This is a genomic window from Streptomyces sp. NPDC059832, assembly GCF_042731715.1.
Taxonomy (GTDB): domain Bacteria; phylum Actinomycetota; class Actinomycetes; order Streptomycetales; family Streptomycetaceae; genus Streptomyces.
The window spans coordinates 556,774-576,185 of sequence record NZ_JBHWIY010000001.1 but is presented as its reverse complement, the minus strand read 5'-3'; the positions used below and the strand labels follow the sequence as shown (position 1 = coordinate 576,185).

Genomic DNA, 19,412 nt, shown 5'->3' with positions numbered 1-19,412 from the left:
TGATCGACCTCAAGCACCGGCAGATCCGCACCTCCAACCAGCTCGCTCTGCGCCCGGCCATCGGGGCGGCCGAGCTGCGGCGGGACCTGGTACGGCTGTCCTGCCTGATCAGCGCCCACCCGCACCGGGTGAAGCACGGCTGGAGCATGGCAGTCCCTATCGGCGCGAACGGGCCGGCCGCGCTCCGGCCGGCGTCTTCGTGATGCGATCACACCCACCCCCATAAGGATCGGATTACGGGCGGTGGCCCGGTCGCGCCGCTGCCCCGGCCGACGAAAAATCGCTGCTCCCTGGCGGGCGTCGCTCCCGCGGGTGGGAAGTCGTACCGGGAGCTGCAGGGGGCGTCGTGACAGTGTGTCGGGGCCGGTCCCCCGCGCAGCCGGCCCCGGGCCGGCTCGTAGTACGTGGGTCGCGCGCGGGCTCCGGGGCGGGTCGGTGTGGTGGGCCGGGCGCGCAAGAACGTGTTCGTCCCTTCGCCATTCCCCTGCTCTGACGCTATGGGGTCGCGCTCGGATTCGGGGTGCCGCTCCTTCAGCCAGAGTCGCGTGCGGTGCGGGTCACCACGGCCCGGAACCGCTCTCGCCCCGCCTCGACGCTCGCCTCCCACAGCCCTGCGACATCACCGGACACCGACAGGATCTGAAGTCGTTCCTCCTCATTACGGAAGGCAGTGCCTTTCACGTTCTGATCCAGCATCCCCATCGCTGTGAGCGCCGCATGCCCACAGGACACCGCGTCGTCTGCGCTCCCGGAGGCGTCGGCCAGCAAGGCGTAGCGTAGGACGAGAGCTGCGAAGAAGGTGTACGTGCCGGCAACATCGGAGATCCCTTCGTCGCTCGGCTGAAGCTCGGGAAACTGCTCCAGCACGTGGACGCGCTCGGAGGCGTCGGCGAGCGGGCGGTCGGCGCACCAGAGGTCGCGTACGGACTCCATGTAGAAGTCCAGGTCGGCTTCCCGGCCTACTCCGCCGGCTCGCAGCCCTACGAGCAGCGGCGCCATCCGCTCGACGCGCGGCCCAGGCGGCTGACATGCGCACCACACGGCAATGCGAACCGGCGCCAACTGGTAACCGACGGAACCGGAACCGATGTCGTCTGCTCAGGCCGTTTCGGCTGCCGGGGCGGCGGTGCCGTCACTCGGTGCGGCAGGCCATTCGCGGTGTCCCTCGTCATGCCAGAGCGGGCGTCGGTCGACCCGTAGGCCGAGGATCTCCGGTCGCGCGTAGTGACCGCGGGAGTCGACCCAGACCTTGACGGCGTCGATGTCGGCGAGGTCGATCTCGGCGGTGACGAGCTTCTCCTCAAGGCCGGTGTGCGGGCCGGCAAGGTACTGGTTGAAGGGGTGGATCACGGCCGACCAGCCGCCGCCCGCAGCGATGTGCTTCTGCGGTCCGACAGTGGACTCCATCCACTGGAGGCACGTCTCGTCCACCGGGTTCCCGGCAGAGATGACGAACACCTGCGCCGTGAGCGCGTGGGTCTTCATCATGGCGTCGATCTGGACGTCGGCGACGGTCTCGAAGCCGGTCATGGTGGACAGACCGGGCCATGCTGCTGCGTGGATCTGCTGGCCCTGGGTGATCAGGGACTGCCGGGCCAGGTTCATGGTGTGTTCCCAGCAGGCCAGACCGCCGATCCGGCCCAGAGTGCTGTCGAAGACGCTGAGGGTGGCACCGCCGCCCTGAGCCCACACGATCCGTTCGGCATAGGTGGGCTGGAGCTTGCGGTGAACTCCGAGAAGGGTGCCGTCGGGTTCGATGAAGACCTGGCTGTTGAAACACGTGCGGGTCCCCGCGAGCCGCTCGCTCACACCGAGAACGGCGCCGACCCCGGCGCGGTCACAAGCGGCTTGGACCCGGGCGATCTGCGGACCGGGCACCTCGACGGACGCCTCGGCATAGGCGACGTTGGCGCCCTGCTGGTCCAGCGGGGCGTAGGCCTCGATCCAGTACGGGTAACCGGGCACGAAGGTCTCGGGAAACACCAGCAGGTCGATGCCTTCCCGGCCGGCCTGTTCGATGAAGCGGATGACCTTGCCGACGGTCGCCTCGGTGTCCATGAACACCGGAGCGGCGTGCACCGCCGCGACAGTTCGTTTCGTGGAAGTGGGAGATGACATGTCGGAGTCCTCCTCAGAGGTGGAGCGCACCGGCAGGAACAGGCCGTCGAGCGGTGTCCGGGGCGCGCGGTCCGGATGCGGATGGATGAGTGAACCGGTCACGAAGAAGCCTGCCATCAACCTCGGGCCGATACTCGCCCTCCGGCCACGCAAGAGATTCGCCAAGGACGTCGTACTGATCGTGGACGGCACCCTGGTCCCGACCCGCGACCACGCCGTCGCCGAGCAGTCGAAGAACTACCAGTACTCCACCAACCACCAGCTCGTCATCGACGCCAACTCGGGCATGACGGCCTCCCGGAGACCGGGACGTCGAGGTCGGTGATCGGTTCGGCGGCGCACCCGGGCACGCCGCCATCGCTGGACTGATCTCCGACCGCACCGCCCGCAGGGCCTCCCGAGCGGTACCGGGGTTCGACCTGAAGCACACGCTGCACCGGCTCCAGAACGACGGCGACCGCGTAAAGGCCAATCGCCGCGCGGCCATCGCCGCCTGCCTCAAGTACTGGGGCCCACTACGCCACGGGCGTTCCAGGAGTCTCGCGGGAATGCGACGAGTATCCCTTCGCCAGCACCTACGAAGGCGCAGCTCAAAGCAAGTACGACCGGACGAAGCCGAAGGACAACTTCTCCGTCAGACCCCTGCCCAAGGCTGACAACGGAGCCGGCGGGAGCATCCTGAAGATATTCATGGACCGGAACCGCATTCCGGACGGGTTCAGCAGCGGGGACGACGTCGACGCCTACATCGTCTCGATCTCCTGACGCGCCCTGTGGGCAGAGCCCGGCGCTCTGCCCACGGGTACTCAGGCGCCGGCTGGCCAGAACTGCACCAGGTACCGCTCCACCCCGACGGGCACGTCCACCGCCGCAAGCCAAGCGGCCTCGGCCCGGCCCGAACAGTAGGCGCGAACCTTCCACAGCGTGTCGGGACGCCCGAGCTCCACCCTGCCTTCGCCGACCCCGGACATCGTCTCGACCGACAGGTTCCCGGTAGTCGAAAAAATCTCTGCTTCGCCCTGAGCTCCCCAGTGGGCATCGCCGGTCACGGACGGCTCGCTGCTCCACACCTCGGCTGTCAGAGCTGCCTCGTGGGTGTGCCCGGCGCTCTTGAAGTCGAGACGCATGTCGTAGGCGGTCAGGAAATCTGCCCCTGGATCCACTGCCCGCTCCTCGGGAAAGGGGGCGGGGACCTCCATGTCGTCCTCTTCCTGAAGGGCGAACGCATGGAACTCCACGGACACCCGAACTTCTTCGCGCGCCGCCAACTCGGCCACAGAGAACTCCCGTATCTCCCACTACCGTCGCAGGGACTCTATCCGGTGGCGAAGGCCACGCTGTTGGCTCTGCCTCACGCAGGATCGCGCCTGCGGTTCTCCCGAGCTGACGCTCCCGAGGACCTTTTCAACGGACAGTGGCAGAACCCGGCGTCCGTCCTCAACGAGTACAAGACCTACCTCGACGATTTGATCGCATCAGCGAGCTCGTCCGGTGTACGAGTCGAAGGTCCCTGCGCAATGTCGTACCCGGCGATCACCGCAGACAGCTCGGGCAACGCGCGATGGACGCGGCGCTCGGTGCCGACGTACCCCGTGCGCAGCTGCGTGGCATCCACCTCAAGGGTGGCAGTGATCGCTTCGAGCACTTCGTCGCTCGGCCGCCTCGCGCCGCGCTCGACGGCCCGGACTGTGGCATAGGAGACGTGGGAGGCAGCGGCAAGACCGGTCCGGGTGAGGCGACGCGCGGCAATCCGCTCACCGACCTCGTGCGGGGAGTCGGCGGACACGATCTGACCGTACCCGTACCCGTACCGTCACTGTGCGGGTACGGATTCGGAATTGTCGGCTACTCGCTGACAATCGAGGGCAGGTCCGTGAGCGAATCGATCACCCAGTCTGCCGTCTCCCGTACTTGAGGGCCGTCTGTCCACAAGTGCCCCCAAGGCCCACGGCGCAGGTGCACCGTCCGAAGACCGGCCCGAGCAGCCGGGAAGGTGTCGTTCATCGGGTGGTCACCGACGTAGACGGTGTCCCGTGCCAGGGCCTGCGAAGCGTCGAGGACCCGCGCGAAGAAGTCAGCCGACGGCTTGGCGCACCCCCACTCTCCACACGGCCTTAAAACCTGCGTATTCACGACGGCCGTTCAAAGTCGCCCCGATCAGCTGCCGTTGGACGCGAGAACGTCATCGGGTTTGCCATGAGAAGTGTCAGTAGCCCGCCCAATGCCGCCACGCCAGTTCGGCGTCGCGCACGTCTTGCGCGAGGTACTGGCGGTGCCCGGTGCGCGGGTCACGTTGTGGGGTGAGGGCTCCAGCGCGTTCCCAGGTGCGCAGGGTGGCGGGGTTGAGCCCGAGGTGGCGGGCAAGTTCACCGATGCTGTACGGCGCCCGAGTGCCGGCCGCCGTATCCGGGGTGCCGGCTCCGAGATGTGAGAGCGCCCCTTCGACGGTTCGTGGCGTGTTGCGGTCGCGAGCCAGGAGCGCGTGCCCATCGTCGACGTACTCCAGTGCTTCGTCGAGCCGGCCGCCGGTGACGGCATGCATGATGCGTCTGCTCGTCGAGTGGCCGAAGGCAGGGACGAGCGCCAGGTGCCGCGAGGCCGGCGGCATGAGTGGCGGTGCAGTCCCGGTACCCCGTCGGTGCCGGCGGTCTCGTGGTTGCGGACCGCCTGCGTGGAGAGGCCATGGCGACGAGCCAGGTCCACGGGCCGCAGCATGTGACCTCCGATTGAGGGTTCCGACGTGGGTGAGCGGAGGATTCGTCGCAGAGTCTCCACCGAGTGTTCAAGGATATGATTCATGGACATGGGACAGAGCAAGTACACCGTGTCCGGAGACTTCGATCTGACGATGGACGAGCTGCGCGTCGTGGCGCGTTATGTGGTTCGGCACGCAGAGGACGTCCTGTCGGTCTTTGAGCAGGATGTTCCCGATGATCCGCGCCCCCGTGCGGCGATCGACGCGGCCTGGGCGTTCATCAACGGTGCCGGCAGGACGAAATTGCAGCGCGTCACTTCCCTCGACGCTCACCGGGCAGCCCGGTCCGCGCCCTCCGAAGCCGCGCGACTGGCCGCGCGATCCGCCGGCGACGCCGCATCGGCCGCATACTTGCACCCCATCGCCCAGGCCGGCCAGGTCGGCCACATCCTGCGAGCCTGCGCGAGCGCTGCGCGCATCGGGGAGATGGAGGCGGGCGGTGACCCCGCGATCGGGCATGCCCTGCTGGAACGGTCGCGGCAGCGTGCGACACCGGTGCTCATCGACGTGCTCTGCCGCTACCCGCCCGCGCCAGGCGGCAGCAATCGTGTCGCCCGGCTGATGAGCACTCTGGATCATTCCCTGCGCCAGGCGGCTGACCGGCCCCCGGAGCACACCGCAGCGAGCGGCGCCGATGCGCGCAGGAGGGGGTGCACGTCATGATCCTCCCGAAGGTCCGCGACCCCCGCTTCGTGACGATCCGCCGTGGTGGGACTCTCACTGATGCGGATCACCGTCTCCTCGCTCTATGGGCTGCCGCCTGTGCAGAGCACGTCCTTGGCCTCTTCGAGTCGGCCCAGCCCGGGGACCCGCGACCGCGCCAGGCGATCGAGCATGCGAGGGCCTGGGTGCGTGGCGAGGTCAAGATGATGCAGGCCCGCGCGGCGGGCGGCCATGCGATGGGGGCAGCCAGAGACCTGCGTGGGGCAGCGCGGCATGCCGCGTACGCCGCCGGCCAGGCCGGGGCCGTCGCTCACGTCGCCGCGCACGAGCTCGGCGCGGCCGCCTACGCGATCAAGGCCGCACGTGCAGCAGCACCGGAAGGCGAGAGCGAGACCGCGGGACGACTTGAGTGCCAGTGGCAGCGCCATCAGCTCCCGGATGCGATCCGCGAGCTCGTACTTGATGACCAGCGGCTGCGCAACGACATCTGCTGGTCGGTGTTCGACTGTTGAGGCCGAACCGTGCACGGCCCCCCGTTGTCGGCCCAATCGGTCAGAGTTCCCCGCCTTGATGCCGGCGATCTTCCGCCAACCGGCTCGGTCGATGCCTGGCCGCTCTCGTCGACATCGGTTTCGGTGCCGACGCCGGCGCCGTACGGCCCGAAGGGGGGCTGGCAGCGGGCGAGGAGTTGGCGGTGGGCGGCGGGTGGGGCGCTGACGCGCAGTGAAGTCGGCGACCTTGCCCGGCATATCGAGGGTGCCCGCCAGCTCCAGGGCCGGGGCGTCCTGGTGGCCGGTGGAGTGCTCGGGCATGAGGTCGGCGACGGCCGTACGGATGGCGCCGCGGCTGACGTCGTGCTCGCGGGCGAGGCCGGCGCTGGACTGGCCGCCCAGGTACGCGGCGCGTACGCCGTCGGTCTGCTCGTCCTTGACCGCCGGGCGGCGCCCGCCTATCCGCGGTGGCCCGCAGCCCGTCGTAGGTCAGTTCCCGCTGCAGGTCGCGCCGGAGTTCGCCGGCGGCCGCGAGGGTCTGCACCATGAACTTCACGGTGGACAGCAGTTCTCCGGTGCGCGGGTGGCGTGCGGTGAGGTCCACCGCGGAGAACGCGCCGTCGTGGATGCGCAGGGCGAGGCGACCCTGGTGCAGGACGTCGAGCACGTCGAGGATGTGCTGCGTGCCGCGTACGAGGCGGAACATGTCGGAGATGTGCACGGCGTCGCCCGGCCGCGCGTACGCCGGCGGCTCGCTGAACTTCGGGCGCTGGAGCGGGTGGAGGCGGCTGGAGGTGTCGGCCTCCTCCTCGAACGTGACCGGACCCTCGATCCCGGCCTCGGTGAGGAGGAGGTTTTGACGGTCGGTCGACTGCTGGTCGGTCGACACCCGCCTGTAGACCAGATTGGCCATGGCGAGCTCAAGCGGTCAGCGCATCACCGCTGTTCAGGAGGCCAGCGTAGGCCTCTGCCGGAGTGCGGTAGCCATGGGTCTCGCGCGGACGACGGTTGAGCTCATGGGCGATGGCGTCCAGGTCGGCCTGGCTGAACGTGCGGAGGTCCGTGCCCTTGGGGAGGTACTGCCGAAGCAGCCGGTTGGTGTTCTCGTTGGTGCCGCGCTGACGCGTCTCAGCGGAACGCGGCGACATTGCGGGCGGCCCAGTCGGCGAAGGGGCGCGGGGCGTGGCCGAGGACCCGCTGGACGTCCGGGCTGACGCGCAGCTCGGCCGGGCTCGGGGAACCAAGGATTTCCAGAGTGTCGTCGGCGAGCTCCGCCGGCATGCTCTGGGTCATGGCGGCCTTGGCCTCGTCGCGGGTGAGCTCGTGAAACCTCACCGGCGAGCCCAGCGCGGCGGCGATGGCCTCCGTCTGCTGGCGCGGAGTGATCACCTCCGGGCCGGTCAGCTCGTAGACGCCGCCGGTGTGCCGGTCATCCAGCAGGCAGGCCGCCGCGACCGCGGCAATGTCCGCCGGGTCGATGATCGGCACCCCGACGTCGCCGAAGGGCGCGGCGACGACCTGTTGCGCGCGGACGGACTCGGCCCACCACAGAGCGTTGGAGGCGAAGCCACCCGGCCGCAGGATGGCCCACTCCAGGCCGGACTCCCGCAGCGTGTCCTCCAGCGCGCGCATCGCGATCCGTGTTGGGCCGAAGGGCCTGGTCACCACGCCCAGCGTGGAGAGCAGGACGACCCGGCGGACCCCGCTGACCGCGGCTTCGCCGATGATGTCGGCAGGGCTGGCTCCAGCGGCGTGCAGGTCGCCGGACAGCAGCAGGAACAACGCCTTCGCCCCGGCCAGCGCGGGCTTGAGGCTGACTGGCCTGGCCAGGTCGGCCGCCACGTGGCGGACGCCGTTCGGCACCGCCGCCGTGTGCCGTGACACAGCCGTCACCTGCTGGCCCGCCTCGGCCAGCGCCTGCGTCAACGGCCGGCCGATATTCCCGGTAGCCCCGGTCACCACGATCATGATCAGCTCCTTGTCGGATGTCCTGTGTGGCCTTCACGCTAAGAGCGGTGGCTAACTTTTGGTAAGGACATACCTTGGAGTAAGCTCATGAAATGACGGGAAGCGCGCAGCACGGACAGGCCGAGACAGAGAAGCGGTATGACGTGTTTCACACCGACTGCCCCGCGCGCGATGTGGTCGACCACGTGACCAGCAGGTGGGGCGTCTGGGTGCTGATCTCGTTGCGGAGCAATGACCTCCGGTTCTACGAGCTGCGCGAGAGCATCCAGGGCATCAGCGAGAAGATGCTCGCCCAGACCCTGCGCGCACTGGTCCAGGACGGCCTGGTCTGGCGGGAGGTCGAGCCGACGACGCCGCCCCAGGTCACCTACGGGCTGACCGAGTTCGGCCGGGACGTCGGCGAGCCGCTGACGGAGCTGTTCGACCGGATCACACGGCGGCTGTCGCCGCGCAGCGCGGGATAGCGTGGTACTGGCTGGTGCACATCCGCGACGCGATGGACGGCCGGCTGAGCCAGATCTTCGCCCTGATCCCATAGCGCCCTCTGGCCGCCCTGAACGCGCTGCATGACCTCCAGGTGGAAGAGATCACCACGGCCGTGACCCGCGGCCCGGCACAACGGCGGGGCGTGGCAGCAGATCGCCAACCAGCTGGGAGTCTCCAGGCAGCTGACGTGGCAGAAGTCCAAGTCCGCCGGTTCCACCGAGGACGTCGTCGACGCCTACGCGAAAGCCGGGTCGCTTTCGATCGTACGCGCCGGCCAGCGGCTGTCCGTCCTCGCTGTCATCCGTGCGCGGGTCACGCGGTTGCCGTGGCCCGGCGCCGACGGGCCGGTGAAGGCGCAGCTGCCGAGGAAGTCGGCAAGCTCTGACGAGCCGCCAGTTACCGTTTCGGGTCATGCCGGAACGCCGACGCCAGCCTGGCAGTAACCCAACCCGGGCCGCAGGTCGACCATCACAGTTGCCTTTTCCGTGGCTCCGCAATGGGGCCTTCCGGCCCTTCGGGTCCGGCATGGCTTCCCCCCTGTCGCGGTTGATGATCCCGTGGGACCTTCTTGTCCTGCGGACAGGTGCGTGATCAGCTTCGGAGATGGGGGCCGAGGAATCCGAGCACATGAAACCCATCCACCGCTGGCTGGCCGGCGAGGTGGTCAACAACACCGTCGGCATCAAGCTGACCGGCGGTCCGTTCAGCGGACGGACCAAAATCGTCCAGCTCGATCAGGACGGGCTTCCACCCGCACGCCTCCGTGCTCGCGGCGGCCGGGGGCAGGGACCTGGGAACCCTGCCGCCCGGCATATCTGCACAGCCGTCCGGGCCTCTGACACTTCCGCCGGCCGGACCTACGGATACGCCGGATCCGACACACCCACGGACGACTGACGCTCCCGCTCAGAACCCCTCAGGCGCCCACACGGCTTGACCAAAGAGTCCTCGCCTCAACCGCGCTTCATGCGCGCCGTCGGGGGCCCGGCCAGGGGTAGCCGAGCTGATCAGTAAATTCCCTTCGAACCGCCGCAAACCTCGGCGACCTCGCGGGGATCCTCGGCCGTGAGACGCGCCTCCAGGAGCTCTGCCTGATCAGCCGGGTCGTCTCCGGAGATCGGAAGGGCCATTCTGAACTGAAGCCAGGGACGGTCTTCCCTGATCGCGGAACGGCCGGGATGGAACAGAAAGACATTGATCTGGTCAGGCTCCCAGTGCCAAGCCGAGACGGCTCCCAGCTCGCATTCCCAAGTCGTCAGCCGGCCGGCGTGCTCCCGGAGCCTTTCCTCCAGAAGCCTGGCGACTGTTCGGGCCGGCCACTCCCAGCTGTGGTCCGTCGAGGCCCGGCGGACCTCCACTTCGTACTGATTGACGTCGAATCGAAGCTCTGGGAGATCGACATCATCCTCATACGGGTTGCGCCAGCCGCTCCAGATCACGTGTTGCCCTTCGCGCCTGATGGTCACGTAGACAGCGCCGCAGCATCCTTCCGTGCACTCGGCCACGGCAAGCCGAACCTCATGGGGGGTGTCTGTCGCGTGAAGCGGCGCGTCCGGCCCCAAGAGATAGCGAGGGTCATCTGCCGGGCCTTCATCGAACACTTCGGCCAGGATGTCTCGTCCGTTGACGATCGGTCGGCATTCCACGGCGCCGTGTCGACTTCCCAACGGTGGCACGACGATGCTGAGGGACAGCAGATGCGGTTCTGTGGTCATTGGCTGATGGTCTCGGAGCCAGTGGCAGTTGTCCTGCATATTTCTGCTCGGGAGGAGACGGAGGGCCTCCGTCTTGGACCTGGTGGCGATCCAGCAGATGCTCGGTAACTGGACGGTCAGCTCGACCACACGTTGTGTCCGGCCGTCGGCGACCTTCGTCGAGGACGCCTGTCCGCGTGCCGTCGCCAGTACTTTGGCTGAGCTGGGCGGGAAGGACACCACGTCGTGAAGATCCAAGGACGCGTCCGCCCGCTCGACGATCTCACCTCGCAGCTGCTGCTGGACCGGCTGGAGCACCGGCGCCGCCGGTGGCCGACCACTGCGCACCTCCACCTGCTGATCAACGACCTGACCGCCAACGGAGGTCAGTGCCCCGGTCGTCAGCGGCCGGGCAGTACGTCGACCGGGCCGATGTACGCCTGGGTCGCCTCGTCCGGGAGCCGGACGGCCTGCGCCCAGAAGTAGATCAGCAGGCTGAACGCGGCGATGATCGCCATGTCCCACCACAGAGGGATGACGCCGGTCGCACCGCAGGACACCTTCGACGCCGGTCCTCCGCTGCAGTAGCCGCCCTGCCAGGAGACCAGGCCCAGCCCCACCAGATACACCGGCAGCCACTGGGCGGACCGCCAGTCCAGGTGCGGGGCCCTCGGGTTCAGCCTGAGCAGTGCCGAGCCGCCCAGCAGCAGATATCCGAGGACGATCGCCAGGCCGAGTCGCCACAGGGTGTCCCAGCCGGCCCAGTAGATGATCAGGTTGGAGACGATGAAGGCGACGGGGGCCCAGAACAGACCGCCGGGCAGCCGGTATGGGCGGTGCCGGTCCGGGTCCTGCTTGCGCAGACACCCGAGGGCGAGCGGCGCGCCCGCATACATCAGCACGCTCGCGGAGGTGACGAAACCGACGAGCTTCTGCCAGGTGGGGAAAGGCAGGAAGACGATGAGCCCGACGAGGAAGGCGAAGAGCAGACTGAACCAGGGAACCCCGCGCGCCGTCGTCCGTTCGAAGACCGCGGGCACATAGCCGTTGCGGGAGAGGCCGTACGACACCCGGGAGGCGGCGGTGGTGTAGATCAGGCCGGTGCCGGTCGGTGAGACGACCGCGTCGATGTAGATCAGCGCGGCGAGCCAGCCGAGCCCGGCGGACAGGGCGAGTCCGGCGAACGGCCCCGCCTTGTCGGCGAAGGTCAGATCGGCCCAGCCGTGGGCGAAGGAGCTCTGTGGCAGGGCCCCGATGAAGACCACTTGGAGCGCCCAGTAGACGAGCGCGCCGATGAGGATCGAGCCGATCACCGCCCGCGGAATGTCCCGTGCCGGGTTGCGGCTCTCCCCCGCCAACTGGTCCGCCTGTTCGAATCCGAGGAGCGCGAAGATGATTCCGCCGGTGCTGACGGCGGAGAGCACGCCCTCGACGCCGAACGGGGCGAAGCCCTGGTGGCCGAAATTGCTTCCGTGGAAGGTGGTCCCCGCCAGAGCGGCGATGGTGAGCAGGGGGATGGCGAGCTTCCACCATGTGGCCACGCTGTTGGTGTGGGCGAGCCAGCGGATGCCGAAGAAGTTGACGAGGACGAAGAAGGCCATGAAGGCGACGGCCAGACCGTATCCGGCGGCGGTCAGCTGGTTCTTCTCCGTCTGTACCCAGGTGGCGTGGATGCTGAGGTAGTTCAGCGACGCCATGACCTCGATCGGTGCCGTGGCGGCGGCCTGGAGCCAGGAGAACCAGCCGAAGGAGGCCCCGGCGACGCTGCCGAAGGCGTAGTGCGGGAAGCGCGCGGTGCCGCCCGAGACCGGGTACATGGCCCCCAGCTCCGCGTGGACGAACGCCAGAACGGTGATCGCGAGGGCTCCGATCCCCCAGGAGACGAGGGCGGCCGTCCCGGCCACCTGCGCCGCGAACAGCGCGCCGAACAGCCAGCCGGAGCCGATGATGGACCCCACGGAGGTCCAGACGAGTCCGATCAGGCCGATGTCTCGCCTCAGACCCGGCTTCCGGGACAGCTCAGGTGCGGCCGGCGTCGGCATCTGACAGGCAACCTCGCTCCGGTTTCGACGGGGCGCGCAGCCGTTCCGTCGCGTCCCGTCGGCATCCTCTCCCTATCCCGGTACCGGCCCCCGGCCCGGCCGCTCCGGCACGGCGAGAGTTGCTCCGAACGGAGGGGGCGGGAGGCAGACAGCCACTGCGGCACGGCCGGGCCGCCGGCACCTGCGAACAGCGGGCTTCAGCCCCCGGCCGGCGGCACCGCGGGCCCGCCCGCACCACCGTCGCCGTCGGACGGGTGCCGGTGCCGCAGGGCCGCTGGTGCGCACAGCACCAGCGCGGCCCCGATCGCCACGAGATGCTCCGTGCCGGCCAAGTTGGGCTTGACGATCACCTCGCCGACCATCGCCACGACCACCAGCGCCACGGTGAACCACGCCCCCGTACACACACAGACGCAGACCGCGAGCCCCGTGACCGCCACCGACGGCCCGGTGTCGACGATCCGTGCGTCCGAGGCCGGCAGCCCGAGGAGGCCCTCGGGTCCGATGGCGATGCCGAACCGCGCGTAGAGCGTCCCGGCGAGAGTGCAGACGTAGGCGATGACGAGGGTACGCGGCCGGCCCAGAGTGATCTCCGCAACGCCGAACACGGCCAGCACCTGCAGCATCGCGCCCCAGACGGGCAGGCTGAGCGCGGGCACGAAGAGCGAGAGCGGGGTACGGAGGAGGGCGAGCCAGAGAGGGTCCTCGGCCCGGACGAAGCCGATGTCCTGGATCAGGCCGTATCCCCAGCTCTGGTCCTGGACGATCTGACAGAGCGCGATGAGACAGACCGAGGCGAGCGTCAGCGGGACGGCCCGCCACCCACGGGTGGCCAGGGCCGTCCGCACGGTCACGTAGAGGGGTCCCCACTCGCGCCGGGCGAACGAGGCAGCCATGTTCAACGGCGAGTCTCCAGACGTCTGCGGTGCAGCCACTTCGGCAGTCCGGGCGCCTCCAGGAAGCCCTCGGCACGGGCGCTGGCAAGAGCGATCCGCGGCAGATCGGTGCTCTGGGCGTACAGCAGGAAGCGGGGCTCCCAGATGGGCCGGTACTTGGCGTTGGCGCGGTAGAGCGACTCGATCTGCCACCAACGGGAGAAGAAGGTCAGCAGCGAGCGCCACAGCCGCAGCACCGGGCCCGCGCCGATCCGGGAGCCGCGTTCGAAGACCGCGCGGAACATCGCGAAGTTCAGCGAGACCTGGGTGATCCCGAGGTCGCCTGCACGCTGGATCAGCTCCAGCACCATGAACTCGAACAGGCCGTTGTCCGAGTTCCGGTCACGTCGCATCAGGTCCAGGGAGAGCCCGTCGGCGCCCCAGGGGACGAAGCTCAGCAGGGCACGCGGCCGCCCGGCCGTATCACGACAGACCAGCATGATGCAGCGGCCATCCTGCGGATCGCCGAGACGGCCCAGCGCCATGGAGAATCCCCGCTCCGTCGCTCCGTCACGCCAGTCGTCGGCCAATCCGATCATCTCGGCCATCTCGTCCGCCGTCATGTCCTCGTGACGGCTGACACGGACGGTGTATCCGGCGCGCTCGACGCGGTGGTGTGCCTGGCGGACACTCCGTATGGCACGGCCTTCCGTAGTGAACTCGCCGATGTCGACAATCGCCTCGTCGCCCAGTTCCAGAGCGTTCAATCCGTGCCGGGCGTAAATGATGCCGCCCTCTTCGCTCGCCCCGATCACAGAAGGTGTCCAGCCGTGCTCACCGGCCTGGACCAGCCAGCGGTCGATCGCTCCCGGCCACTCCTCCGGGTCTCCGATCGGATCACCGGACACGAGCGAGACCCCGCCGACCACTCGGTAGGCGACGGCCGACCTGCCCGACGGCGACCAGATGACGCTCTTGTCGCGGCGAAGGGCGAAGTAGCCGAGGGAGTCGCGGTCGCCGTACCGCTCCAGCAGCGCGCGCATCTCTCGCTGGTCCTCGTCGGTCTGCGGGTCGACGGCGCGTCGGGATCTGAAGGCCGCGTACAGGACCAACAGGATCAGGGCCGTACTCATCAGGTTGATGAGCACATTGGCCCAGCCGGGGGTGGCGATTCCCTCGAAGCGGATGTCGTCGTAGGCGAGCGAGAACATGCGGAGCACACCGTAGTGCCAGCGCTCCAGGAAGTCGGAGCGCCCGGCGTCCAGGTCGGTGTTGCTCACGGTGACCATCGTGGTGGCGAGCAACGACCCCACCACCAGCCCGACCACGCCGACCACCGCCGCCAGTTTCGGGTTGGCGCGGTCGCCCTTCGCGTGGAACTCCCGCCGCCCGGTGAGCATGGCGGCGACGAAGAACGCGGTCAGCAGGACCGCGATCCAGTTCTGGACGTGCTGCCGGTACACCGGCAACTCCAGGGCCAGGGCCGTCAGTACCAGTGTCAGCCCGGCCAGGGCGAGATTGAGGATCCAGGCGGCGCGCTTGCGCCGCCGCATGGTGATCGCGAGAAACGCGGAGAGCACACCGGAGAAGAACCCGGCAGTCAGCAGATAGGGCGTGAAGAATTCGTCGTCGTTGTGCCGCCGGATGTCGTTTCCCAAGGACACCCACACAGCGCCGAGGAAGTTGATGAAGGCTACGGCCCGCAGATACCAGACCGCTGAGAGGTATCCGCGCCGTGACCACTCGCTGCGGTCCGCGCCGGGCTGCGGACTCCGTCGGACGCGCCCCATGCGAGCGACCCTAGGGGCTGCGGGGCCCTCGGAGGCGCTCCACGGAGTGCGGTGAACGGGTGAACTCGCCGAGGCGGGCCCGGACGCGTTCAACGCCGCGTACCGGACGGCCGAGGCGGCGGACGCCGTATACATCGGCGTCGAGCGCCGCGGACGGCGGTGGACGGCGACGCAACCGACGGCGCGACGGCCCCTCCCCATCGAGCACATGATCCATCTGTGACGGTCAAGGTCAATCGGGCGGTCCTCACGCATCGGCTCTTCACCGGGATCTCCCGGCGTCATCTGAGCTGTCTGGCACAGGAGTTGGCCCAGCCGTGGCAGGCCACAGTCGAAGGCCGCCGTCATGAAGTACGAGGCGGGGCGAGAAAGCGGGCCGCGGGTGCCGGCGCCCGGCACCAGTCGGTCTTCGTCGACCGGCTGGTGGCCACGCTCATCCACCTGCGGCACGACTTGCCGCACTCGGTGCCGGGGCTGCTGTTCGGTGTCGACCGTTCCACCGTCACCCGCGCCGTCGGCGAGACCGCACTCTCTTGGCCGAGCGAGGCTGCGCGGTCCCCGGCCGGCCCGCCCTGCGTCTGAAGACACTGGCGGACGTATTCGCCTACGCCCAGGCCGAGGGCATCGAGCTCCGCCCGGACGCCACCGAGATCCAGGTTCGCCGGCCCCGGCCGGCCGCGGCGCGGCGGACGCCGTGCGTTCGTCCCGGGCAAGAAGAAACAGCCCCCGACGTGGAGGTCCTCCTGGACGACGGCTACCTCGGCCTCGGACGCGATCACCCGGGCCAGGCGATCACACCACCCAGGAAGCCGAACAGGAGCGCACTGCCCGACGTCCACCAACGCTGGGAACGCGGCCCTGCGCCGCGAGCACGCCCGCCACCAGAGCGCCGAGCTCAGTGGTCCAGCAGACCGGCCGCGTTGATCCGGTGCAGATGGATGAGCACATCGTGCGAGGGCAGCAGCGATACGGGGTACACCGCGTGATCCGGGTACGAGGTGCCGATGCTGCGGGTCGGCCGGGCGACCGCCAGCCAGTTGCGGGCCGCCGCCGGCGCGGTGCGCAGGTCCACCATGTAGTCCCGGTGGCGCACCGCGTCCAGGGTGCGCTCGTTGCTGCCCCGCCCGGCGGGACCGACGGTGTACCGGGTCAGTGCGCCGTTCGGCCCGTCGGCGTTGAACGAGCCCTGGTCGAAGGTGAACCCCACGCTCAGATAGGACGAGCCGATCTTGTCGCGGATGAACGCGCCCTGCATCCTCGGGTACTCCTTCGGGGAGTAGGTGTCGTAGCCGACATGGGCGTTGTGTGCGGAGAGCAGCACCCGGTCCCCGGTGTGCCGCTGCCACCACACCGTGTTGTCCGCCATCACCTGGTCGCGGTAGCGCATGGCCGCGGCGCCCTGGGTGGGCTCGTTGAAGTCGTAGCTGTACCCGGTGGCGGTCTGGTCGATGGCCCGGACATGCTGCACCGCCCAGGTGTACGCCTCCTGCTCGGCCTTCCCGCCGCCCGGCCGTTGGCCCTGCAACAGTGCCAGCGCCTGCCCGGTGCGCTGCGCCATCTCCTTCCGCTCGGCGATCGGCTTGGCCAGATAGGCGTGGACATAGGTGTCCACGTCGGTGGTCGGGCGCAGCCCCTGGTACAGAGCGGTGAACTGGGGCAGTAGTGCGGGGAAGCGCTGCCCGACGTACGAGGTCAACCGGTCGTACAGGTCGGGCCCGGCGTAGCCGAAGTCATTGCCCATGAACTGCACCGGGTCGCCGGGGTGCGCCACGTTCCACGAGCGCATCCACTCGATCAGCCTCAGGTATTCCTGGTTCTGCCAGACCTGGTAGGAGTTGCGGAACTCGTCCCGCATGATCTGCCGCGGGTCGCCCTTGCCGTACCGCACATAGCCGTTGAGTCGCTGACCGGTGCTCCAGGGCGCCTCCAGCGCGAAGGTGCGGAAGCCCTTCTCCTGGACCAGATAGCGGAACGCGCGGTGCTTGAAGGAGAAGAACTCGTGTGAACTGTGGGTGGCCTCGCCGATGCCCACGATGGTGGCGTTCCCCACCATCCGCCCGAGCGGGCGCAGATCGCGGAAGCCGCCGGTGGGTTCGGTGGACAGCAGCGGATGCGCGGCGCACTCGATGGCGCGCACCGCGTCCTTCTCCTGCGGATCGCCGGGGGTGGCCGGGCCGCGGAGGTGAGCCGCGGAGGTGGTGGCGGGGGCGTGCGTCGGTGCCGGCCCCATCGCCTGGACCGGGGCGGCGGCCGCCACCAGTGCGCTGGTGCACAGGGCCGCGGAGACCAGGAGCCCGTTCTGCTTTCGCGTCAGTCGTGTCATGGCTTCCAGCGTGGCGAGCGGCCCGGTGATGATCCATCCGCCCAGCTCCCGGATCCGGGGGTGGCGCTGGGTCCACCGAGGGGTGGGGCTGGGTCCGCCGGGGGCGGAGGCAGCCCCACCCCGCTGCTTGCTGTGCGCGTGACGCCGTCCGCACCTCCGACACCCCGGTACGCCCCCTTCCAGGGAAGCAAACCGACCGCTCAGTATGTGCGTCGGTGATGTCCGGCCGAGGGAGTGCTGACAGTGGACACGGTGCGCGGTGCGGGAGTTGTGGTGACCGGGGCAGGCGGCGGGATCGGTGCCGTGCCGGCCCGCCGATTCGCCGCGGAGGGTGCCCGGGTGGAGGTGAACGACCTGGACGAGGCCAAGGCACGCACGATCGCCGAGGAAATCGGCGGGACCGCCGTACCCGGTGACGCCTCGCATATCGTCCCCGCGGCGAGCAAGGCGCTGGGCGGTGGCATCGACATCTACTGTGCCAACGCGGGCATCGCCCCGGCCGGTCGTCCGGAGGCCGAGAGGAGATCTGGGCCGACGACTGGGACGTCAATGTGATGGCGCACATCCTCGCAGCCCGGCAGTTGCTGCCCGGCTGACCGGAGCGCGGCGCGCCGCGTCACCTCAAGCGGGGTTCTCGACCGCGACGGGCTGGCGTTCCGGCGCGAGGCCGGCTGCGGGGAGTTCTACGCCGACGCCGACGAGGTCGGCGAGGACCTGGCGGTACTCCGGGTGCCGTGCGAGATCGTGACGGCCTACCGGTTCCCGCCGGCCAACGGCCGCTCCCAGCGCTCCCGCAAGTGTGGTACTGGATGGCCACCTTGCCGGTGCGGCAGGGCGAGCCGGCCGGGGCGGCACAGGTGAACATCGGGCAATCATTCGAACCCACGCGCTTGAAGTCGTCGGCCACAGCTCCGAACCGTTTCATGAGGGTGTTTCAGGCGTCCACTCGTTTGCAACGGCTCACGAAACACGATCGCCGCAGGTGGACCGCCGGGCGGGCGGGTGTTTCATGAGCGACCATCTATGAAACATCGGAGTGACGTACTCAGGCCGGTAAGTATGGATGCAGCCCGATGTGCCGCACGCCGCAATGCGCGGTACACGGCACGTCGGCGCTGTCCGCCCCGGCGAGCATGTCCGCGGGCAGCGACACCACCAGGAACCGCGCCCGCGCCGAGCAGCACGGGCGTCCCTGCCTCGGCCGATCGGGAAAGGTCAGCCGGCGCGGATCTGTAGAACGATGCCCGTGCCGGGGGCGGTGTCGAAGTAGGTGAACCCGCTGCCGTCGGGCCGCCTCCCTCGCAGCAGTACCTCCAGCCCCAGCTCCGTGGGTCGGGGTGGGCGTGGACGGTGAGGACCTTCACGGGGTGCTCCTGTTGTCGGTGACGGGGGCGGGAGAGGCGGGGGCTGCTGTGGTGACGGCGACCGCATTGGCCCCGACGATCACCGTCATGGCGAACCATGCCGCCGCGTCGAGGTGCTGGCCGAGCACGACGAGGCCGATCAGCGCGGCGAAGACCGGGTTGACGCTCATGAACACGCCGAAGAACTGCGCGGGCACCTTCCGCAGGGCCAGCAGATCGGCCAGGAAGGGCACGGCCGAGGACAGCACGCCGGCGGCCGGCGCGCAGGCCAACGCGGTGGCGGTGAGGGGATGGCGCCACAGCACCACGATGCCGATGGGGAGGTAAAGCACGCCCGAGAGCGCGGCGGCGGCGGCCGAGCCCTCCAACCCGGGCAGGCGGCGGCCCACCGCGCGGTTGAGCAGGATATAGCAGGCCCAGCACACCGCGGCGAGCAGGGCCAGGGCGATACCCAGGTAGTCGGTGGAGGGCGACGGCCGGGCGAGGACGACCACCGCGGCCGCGGCGGCCACCGCGCACAGGGCGTCGAGACGGCGGCGCGAGCCGGCCAGGGCGACCGCGAGCGGGCCGAGGAACTCCAGCGTGACGGCCAGCCCGAGCCCGATGCGGTCGATGGCCGTGTAGAGGGACAGGTTCATCGCGGCGAAGACCAGCGCGAGCCCGAGGACCGGACGCCACTGCGCCGCGGTGAAGGATCGCGGCCGCGGCCTGCCGACCACCCACAGCACTGCGGCGGCCACCCACTGGCGGACGGCCACCACGCCTGCGGGCCCGAGCACCGGGAAGGCGAGCGCCGCCATTGAGGCTCCGGCCTGGTTGGACAGGCCGCTGCCGAGCATCAGG

The 19,412-nt window shown here is 69.3% G+C and carries 18 protein-coding genes and 5 pseudogenes; 8 read left to right on the top strand and 15 right to left on the bottom strand.

What is annotated here, in order from left to right; all coding sequences use genetic code 11:
* Nucleotides 1–531 precede the first annotated feature (531 nt).
* Nucleotides 532–999, bottom strand: a complete 468-nt coding sequence (locus ACFV8T_RS02140; protein ID WP_385323447.1) for a hypothetical protein — start codon at nucleotides 997–999, stop codon at nucleotides 532–534.
* 99 nt (nucleotides 1,000–1,098) lie between these two features.
* The gene (locus ACFV8T_RS02135) at nucleotides 1,099–2,118 is read right to left on the bottom strand and encodes a carbon-nitrogen hydrolase family protein (RefSeq protein ID WP_385323446.1); all 1,020 of its coding nucleotides are present in this window, start codon (nucleotides 2,116–2,118) and stop codon (nucleotides 1,099–1,101) included.
* 118 nt (nucleotides 2,119–2,236) lie between these two features.
* On the opposite strand from ACFV8T_RS02135, the pseudogene ACFV8T_RS02130 reads away from it, so the two are divergent.
* Nucleotides 2,237–2,401: pseudogene (locus ACFV8T_RS02130) on the top strand (IS5/IS1182 family transposase); the annotation flags it as partial.
* Nucleotides 2,402–2,924: 523 nt separating this feature from the next.
* On the opposite strand, the gene ACFV8T_RS02125 reads toward ACFV8T_RS02130, so the two are convergent.
* The 4 genes and pseudogenes from ACFV8T_RS02125 to ACFV8T_RS02110 form a co-directional block, all read right to left on the bottom strand.
* Nucleotides 2,925–3,395, bottom strand: coding sequence for a hypothetical protein (locus ACFV8T_RS02125; protein ID WP_385323444.1), 471 nt, complete (start codon nucleotides 3,393–3,395; stop codon nucleotides 2,925–2,927).
* 176 nt (nucleotides 3,396–3,571) lie between these two features.
* Nucleotides 3,572–3,904, bottom strand: coding sequence for a helix-turn-helix domain-containing protein (locus ACFV8T_RS02120; RefSeq protein ID WP_385323442.1), 333 nt, complete (start codon nucleotides 3,902–3,904; stop codon nucleotides 3,572–3,574).
* A 59-nt stretch (nucleotides 3,905–3,963) separates the two neighbouring features.
* Nucleotides 3,964–4,221 (bottom strand): annotated as a pseudogene (locus tag ACFV8T_RS02115) (HAD family hydrolase); the annotation flags it as partial.
* A gap of 103 nt (nucleotides 4,222–4,324) precedes the next feature.
* Entirely contained in the window at nucleotides 4,325–4,660 is a 336-nt protein-coding gene (locus tag ACFV8T_RS02110; RefSeq protein ID WP_385323440.1) for a MerR family transcriptional regulator, read from the bottom strand.
* A 255-nt stretch (nucleotides 4,661–4,915) separates the two neighbouring features.
* Between ACFV8T_RS02110 and ACFV8T_RS02105 the strand changes: the two genes are divergently transcribed.
* Together ACFV8T_RS02105 and ACFV8T_RS02100 are read left to right on the top strand one after the other, a co-directional pair.
* Nucleotides 4,916–5,536, top strand: coding sequence for a putative immunity protein (locus tag ACFV8T_RS02105; protein ID WP_385323438.1), 621 nt, complete (start codon nucleotides 4,916–4,918; stop codon nucleotides 5,534–5,536).
* A complete protein-coding gene (locus ACFV8T_RS02100) occupies nucleotides 5,533–6,048 on the top strand; it encodes a putative immunity protein (RefSeq protein ID WP_266424730.1) in 516 nt (171 codons plus the stop codon). Before ACFV8T_RS02105 ends, ACFV8T_RS02100 begins: the two co-directional genes overlap by 4 nt.
* A gap of 40 nt (nucleotides 6,049–6,088) precedes the next feature.
* Here the strand turns inward: ACFV8T_RS02100 and ACFV8T_RS02095 are convergent, their stop codons facing one another.
* From ACFV8T_RS02095 to ACFV8T_RS02085, 3 genes and pseudogenes are all read right to left on the bottom strand, one after another.
* Entirely contained in the window at nucleotides 6,089–6,940 is an 852-nt protein-coding gene (locus ACFV8T_RS02095; protein WP_385323436.1) for a recombinase family protein, read from the bottom strand.
* A gap of 7 nt (nucleotides 6,941–6,947) precedes the next feature.
* Nucleotides 6,948–7,148: pseudogene (locus ACFV8T_RS02090) on the bottom strand (transposase); the annotation flags it as partial.
* 7 nt (nucleotides 7,149–7,155) lie between these two features.
* Nucleotides 7,156–7,995, bottom strand: a complete 840-nt coding sequence (locus ACFV8T_RS02085) for an SDR family oxidoreductase (RefSeq protein WP_385323434.1) — start codon at nucleotides 7,993–7,995, stop codon at nucleotides 7,156–7,158.
* Nucleotides 7,996–8,087: 92 nt separating this feature from the next.
* Here ACFV8T_RS02085 and ACFV8T_RS02080 point away from each other — a divergent pair, with 92 nt between their 5' ends.
* Complete coding sequence (locus ACFV8T_RS02080; RefSeq protein WP_385323432.1) at nucleotides 8,088–8,459, top strand: winged helix-turn-helix transcriptional regulator; 372 nt, start codon at nucleotides 8,088–8,090, stop codon at nucleotides 8,457–8,459.
* Between the two features lie 649 nt (nucleotides 8,460–9,108).
* Nucleotides 9,109–9,378, top strand: a complete 270-nt coding sequence (locus ACFV8T_RS02075; protein ID WP_385323430.1) for a hypothetical protein — start codon at nucleotides 9,109–9,111, stop codon at nucleotides 9,376–9,378.
* A gap of 110 nt (nucleotides 9,379–9,488) precedes the next feature.
* Here ACFV8T_RS02075 and ACFV8T_RS02070 read toward each other — a convergent pair whose 3' ends face one another.
* A complete protein-coding gene (locus tag ACFV8T_RS02070) occupies nucleotides 9,489–10,196 on the bottom strand; it encodes a hypothetical protein (protein WP_385323428.1) in 708 nt (235 codons plus the stop codon).
* 73 nt (nucleotides 10,197–10,269) lie between these two features.
* Here ACFV8T_RS02070 and ACFV8T_RS02065 point away from each other — a divergent pair, with 73 nt between their 5' ends.
* The gene (locus ACFV8T_RS02065; protein WP_385323426.1) at nucleotides 10,270–10,425 is read left to right on the top strand and encodes a hypothetical protein; all 156 of its coding nucleotides are present in this window, start codon (nucleotides 10,270–10,272) and stop codon (nucleotides 10,423–10,425) included.
* Between the two features lie 151 nt (nucleotides 10,426–10,576).
* Here ACFV8T_RS02065 and ACFV8T_RS02060 read toward each other — a convergent pair whose 3' ends face one another.
* From ACFV8T_RS02060 to ACFV8T_RS02050, 3 genes are all read right to left on the bottom strand, one after another.
* Nucleotides 10,577–12,217: an APC family permease gene (locus tag ACFV8T_RS02060; protein WP_385323425.1), complete on the bottom strand. Its 1,641-nt coding sequence runs from the start codon at nucleotides 12,215–12,217 to the stop codon at nucleotides 10,577–10,579.
* A 197-nt stretch (nucleotides 12,218–12,414) separates the two neighbouring features.
* A complete protein-coding gene (locus ACFV8T_RS02055) occupies nucleotides 12,415–13,113 on the bottom strand; it encodes a hypothetical protein (RefSeq protein ID WP_385323423.1) in 699 nt (232 codons plus the stop codon).
* Between the two features lie 2 nt (nucleotides 13,114–13,115).
* Nucleotides 13,116–14,882 carry a phosphatidylglycerol lysyltransferase domain-containing protein gene (locus ACFV8T_RS02050; protein ID WP_385323421.1) on the bottom strand — a complete coding sequence of 589 codons (1,767 nt, stop codon included), beginning with the start codon at nucleotides 14,880–14,882 and terminating at the stop codon, nucleotides 13,116–13,118.
* Between the two features lie 219 nt (nucleotides 14,883–15,101).
* On the opposite strand from ACFV8T_RS02050, the pseudogene ACFV8T_RS02045 reads away from it, so the two are divergent.
* A pseudogene (locus ACFV8T_RS02045) lies at nucleotides 15,102–15,727 on the top strand (transposase family protein); the annotation flags it as partial.
* Between the two features lie 50 nt (nucleotides 15,728–15,777).
* Here ACFV8T_RS02045 and ACFV8T_RS02040 read toward each other — a convergent pair.
* Complete coding sequence (locus ACFV8T_RS02040; RefSeq protein ID WP_385323646.1) at nucleotides 15,778–17,196, bottom strand: erythromycin esterase family protein; 1,419 nt, start codon at nucleotides 17,194–17,196, stop codon at nucleotides 15,778–15,780.
* Between the two features lie 252 nt (nucleotides 17,197–17,448).
* Here ACFV8T_RS02040 and ACFV8T_RS02035 point away from each other — a divergent pair.
* Nucleotides 17,449–17,795: pseudogene (locus tag ACFV8T_RS02035) on the top strand (SDR family NAD(P)-dependent oxidoreductase); the annotation flags it as partial.
* Between the two features lie 770 nt (nucleotides 17,796–18,565).
* Here ACFV8T_RS02035 and ACFV8T_RS02030 read toward each other — a convergent pair.
* Nucleotides 18,566–19,408: a DMT family transporter gene (locus ACFV8T_RS02030; protein WP_385323643.1), complete on the bottom strand. Its 843-nt coding sequence runs from the start codon at nucleotides 19,406–19,408 to the stop codon at nucleotides 18,566–18,568.
* Nucleotides 19,409–19,412: the final 4 nt, after the last annotated feature.

What these genes read in the sequence shown, in the direction of transcription:
- ACFV8T_RS02140 (WP_385323447.1), bottom strand. Translation starts at nt 999, where the DNA reads ATGGCGCCGCTGCTCGTAGGGCTGCGAGCCGGCGGAGTAGGCCGGGAA.
- ACFV8T_RS02135 (WP_385323446.1), bottom strand. Translation starts at nt 2,118, where the DNA reads ATGTCATCTCCCACTTCCACGAAACGAACTGTCGCGGCGGTGCACGCC.
- ACFV8T_RS02110 (WP_385323440.1), bottom strand. Translation starts at nt 4,660, where the DNA reads ATGCATGCCGTCACCGGCGGCCGGCTCGACGAAGCACTGGAGTACGTC.
- ACFV8T_RS02105 (WP_385323438.1), top strand. Translation starts at nt 4,916, where the DNA reads ATGGACATGGGACAGAGCAAGTACACCGTGTCCGGAGACTTCGATCTG.
- ACFV8T_RS02100 (WP_266424730.1), top strand. Translation starts at nt 5,533, where the DNA reads ATGATCCTCCCGAAGGTCCGCGACCCCCGCTTCGTGACGATCCGCCGT.
- ACFV8T_RS02095 (WP_385323436.1), bottom strand. Translation starts at nt 6,940, where the DNA reads ATGGCCAATCTGGTCTACAGGCGGGTGTCGACCGACCAGCAGTCGACC.
- ACFV8T_RS02085 (WP_385323434.1), bottom strand. Translation starts at nt 7,995, where the DNA reads ATGATCGTGGTGACCGGGGCTACCGGGAATATCGGCCGGCCGTTGACG.
- ACFV8T_RS02080 (WP_385323432.1), top strand. Translation starts at nt 8,088, where the DNA reads ATGACGGGAAGCGCGCAGCACGGACAGGCCGAGACAGAGAAGCGGTAT.
- ACFV8T_RS02075 (WP_385323430.1), top strand. Translation starts at nt 9,109, where the DNA reads ATGAAACCCATCCACCGCTGGCTGGCCGGCGAGGTGGTCAACAACACC.
- ACFV8T_RS02070 (WP_385323428.1), bottom strand. Translation starts at nt 10,196, where the DNA reads ATGACCACAGAACCGCATCTGCTGTCCCTCAGCATCGTCGTGCCACCG.
- ACFV8T_RS02060 (WP_385323425.1), bottom strand. Translation starts at nt 12,217, where the DNA reads ATGCCGACGCCGGCCGCACCTGAGCTGTCCCGGAAGCCGGGTCTGAGG.
- ACFV8T_RS02055 (WP_385323423.1), bottom strand. Translation starts at nt 13,113, where the DNA reads ATGGCTGCCTCGTTCGCCCGGCGCGAGTGGGGACCCCTCTACGTGACC.
- ACFV8T_RS02050 (WP_385323421.1), bottom strand. Translation starts at nt 14,882, where the DNA reads ATGGGGCGCGTCCGACGGAGTCCGCAGCCCGGCGCGGACCGCAGCGAG.
- ACFV8T_RS02030 (WP_385323643.1), bottom strand. Translation starts at nt 19,408, where the DNA reads ATGCTCGGCAGCGGCCTGTCCAACCAGGCCGGAGCCTCAATGGCGGCG.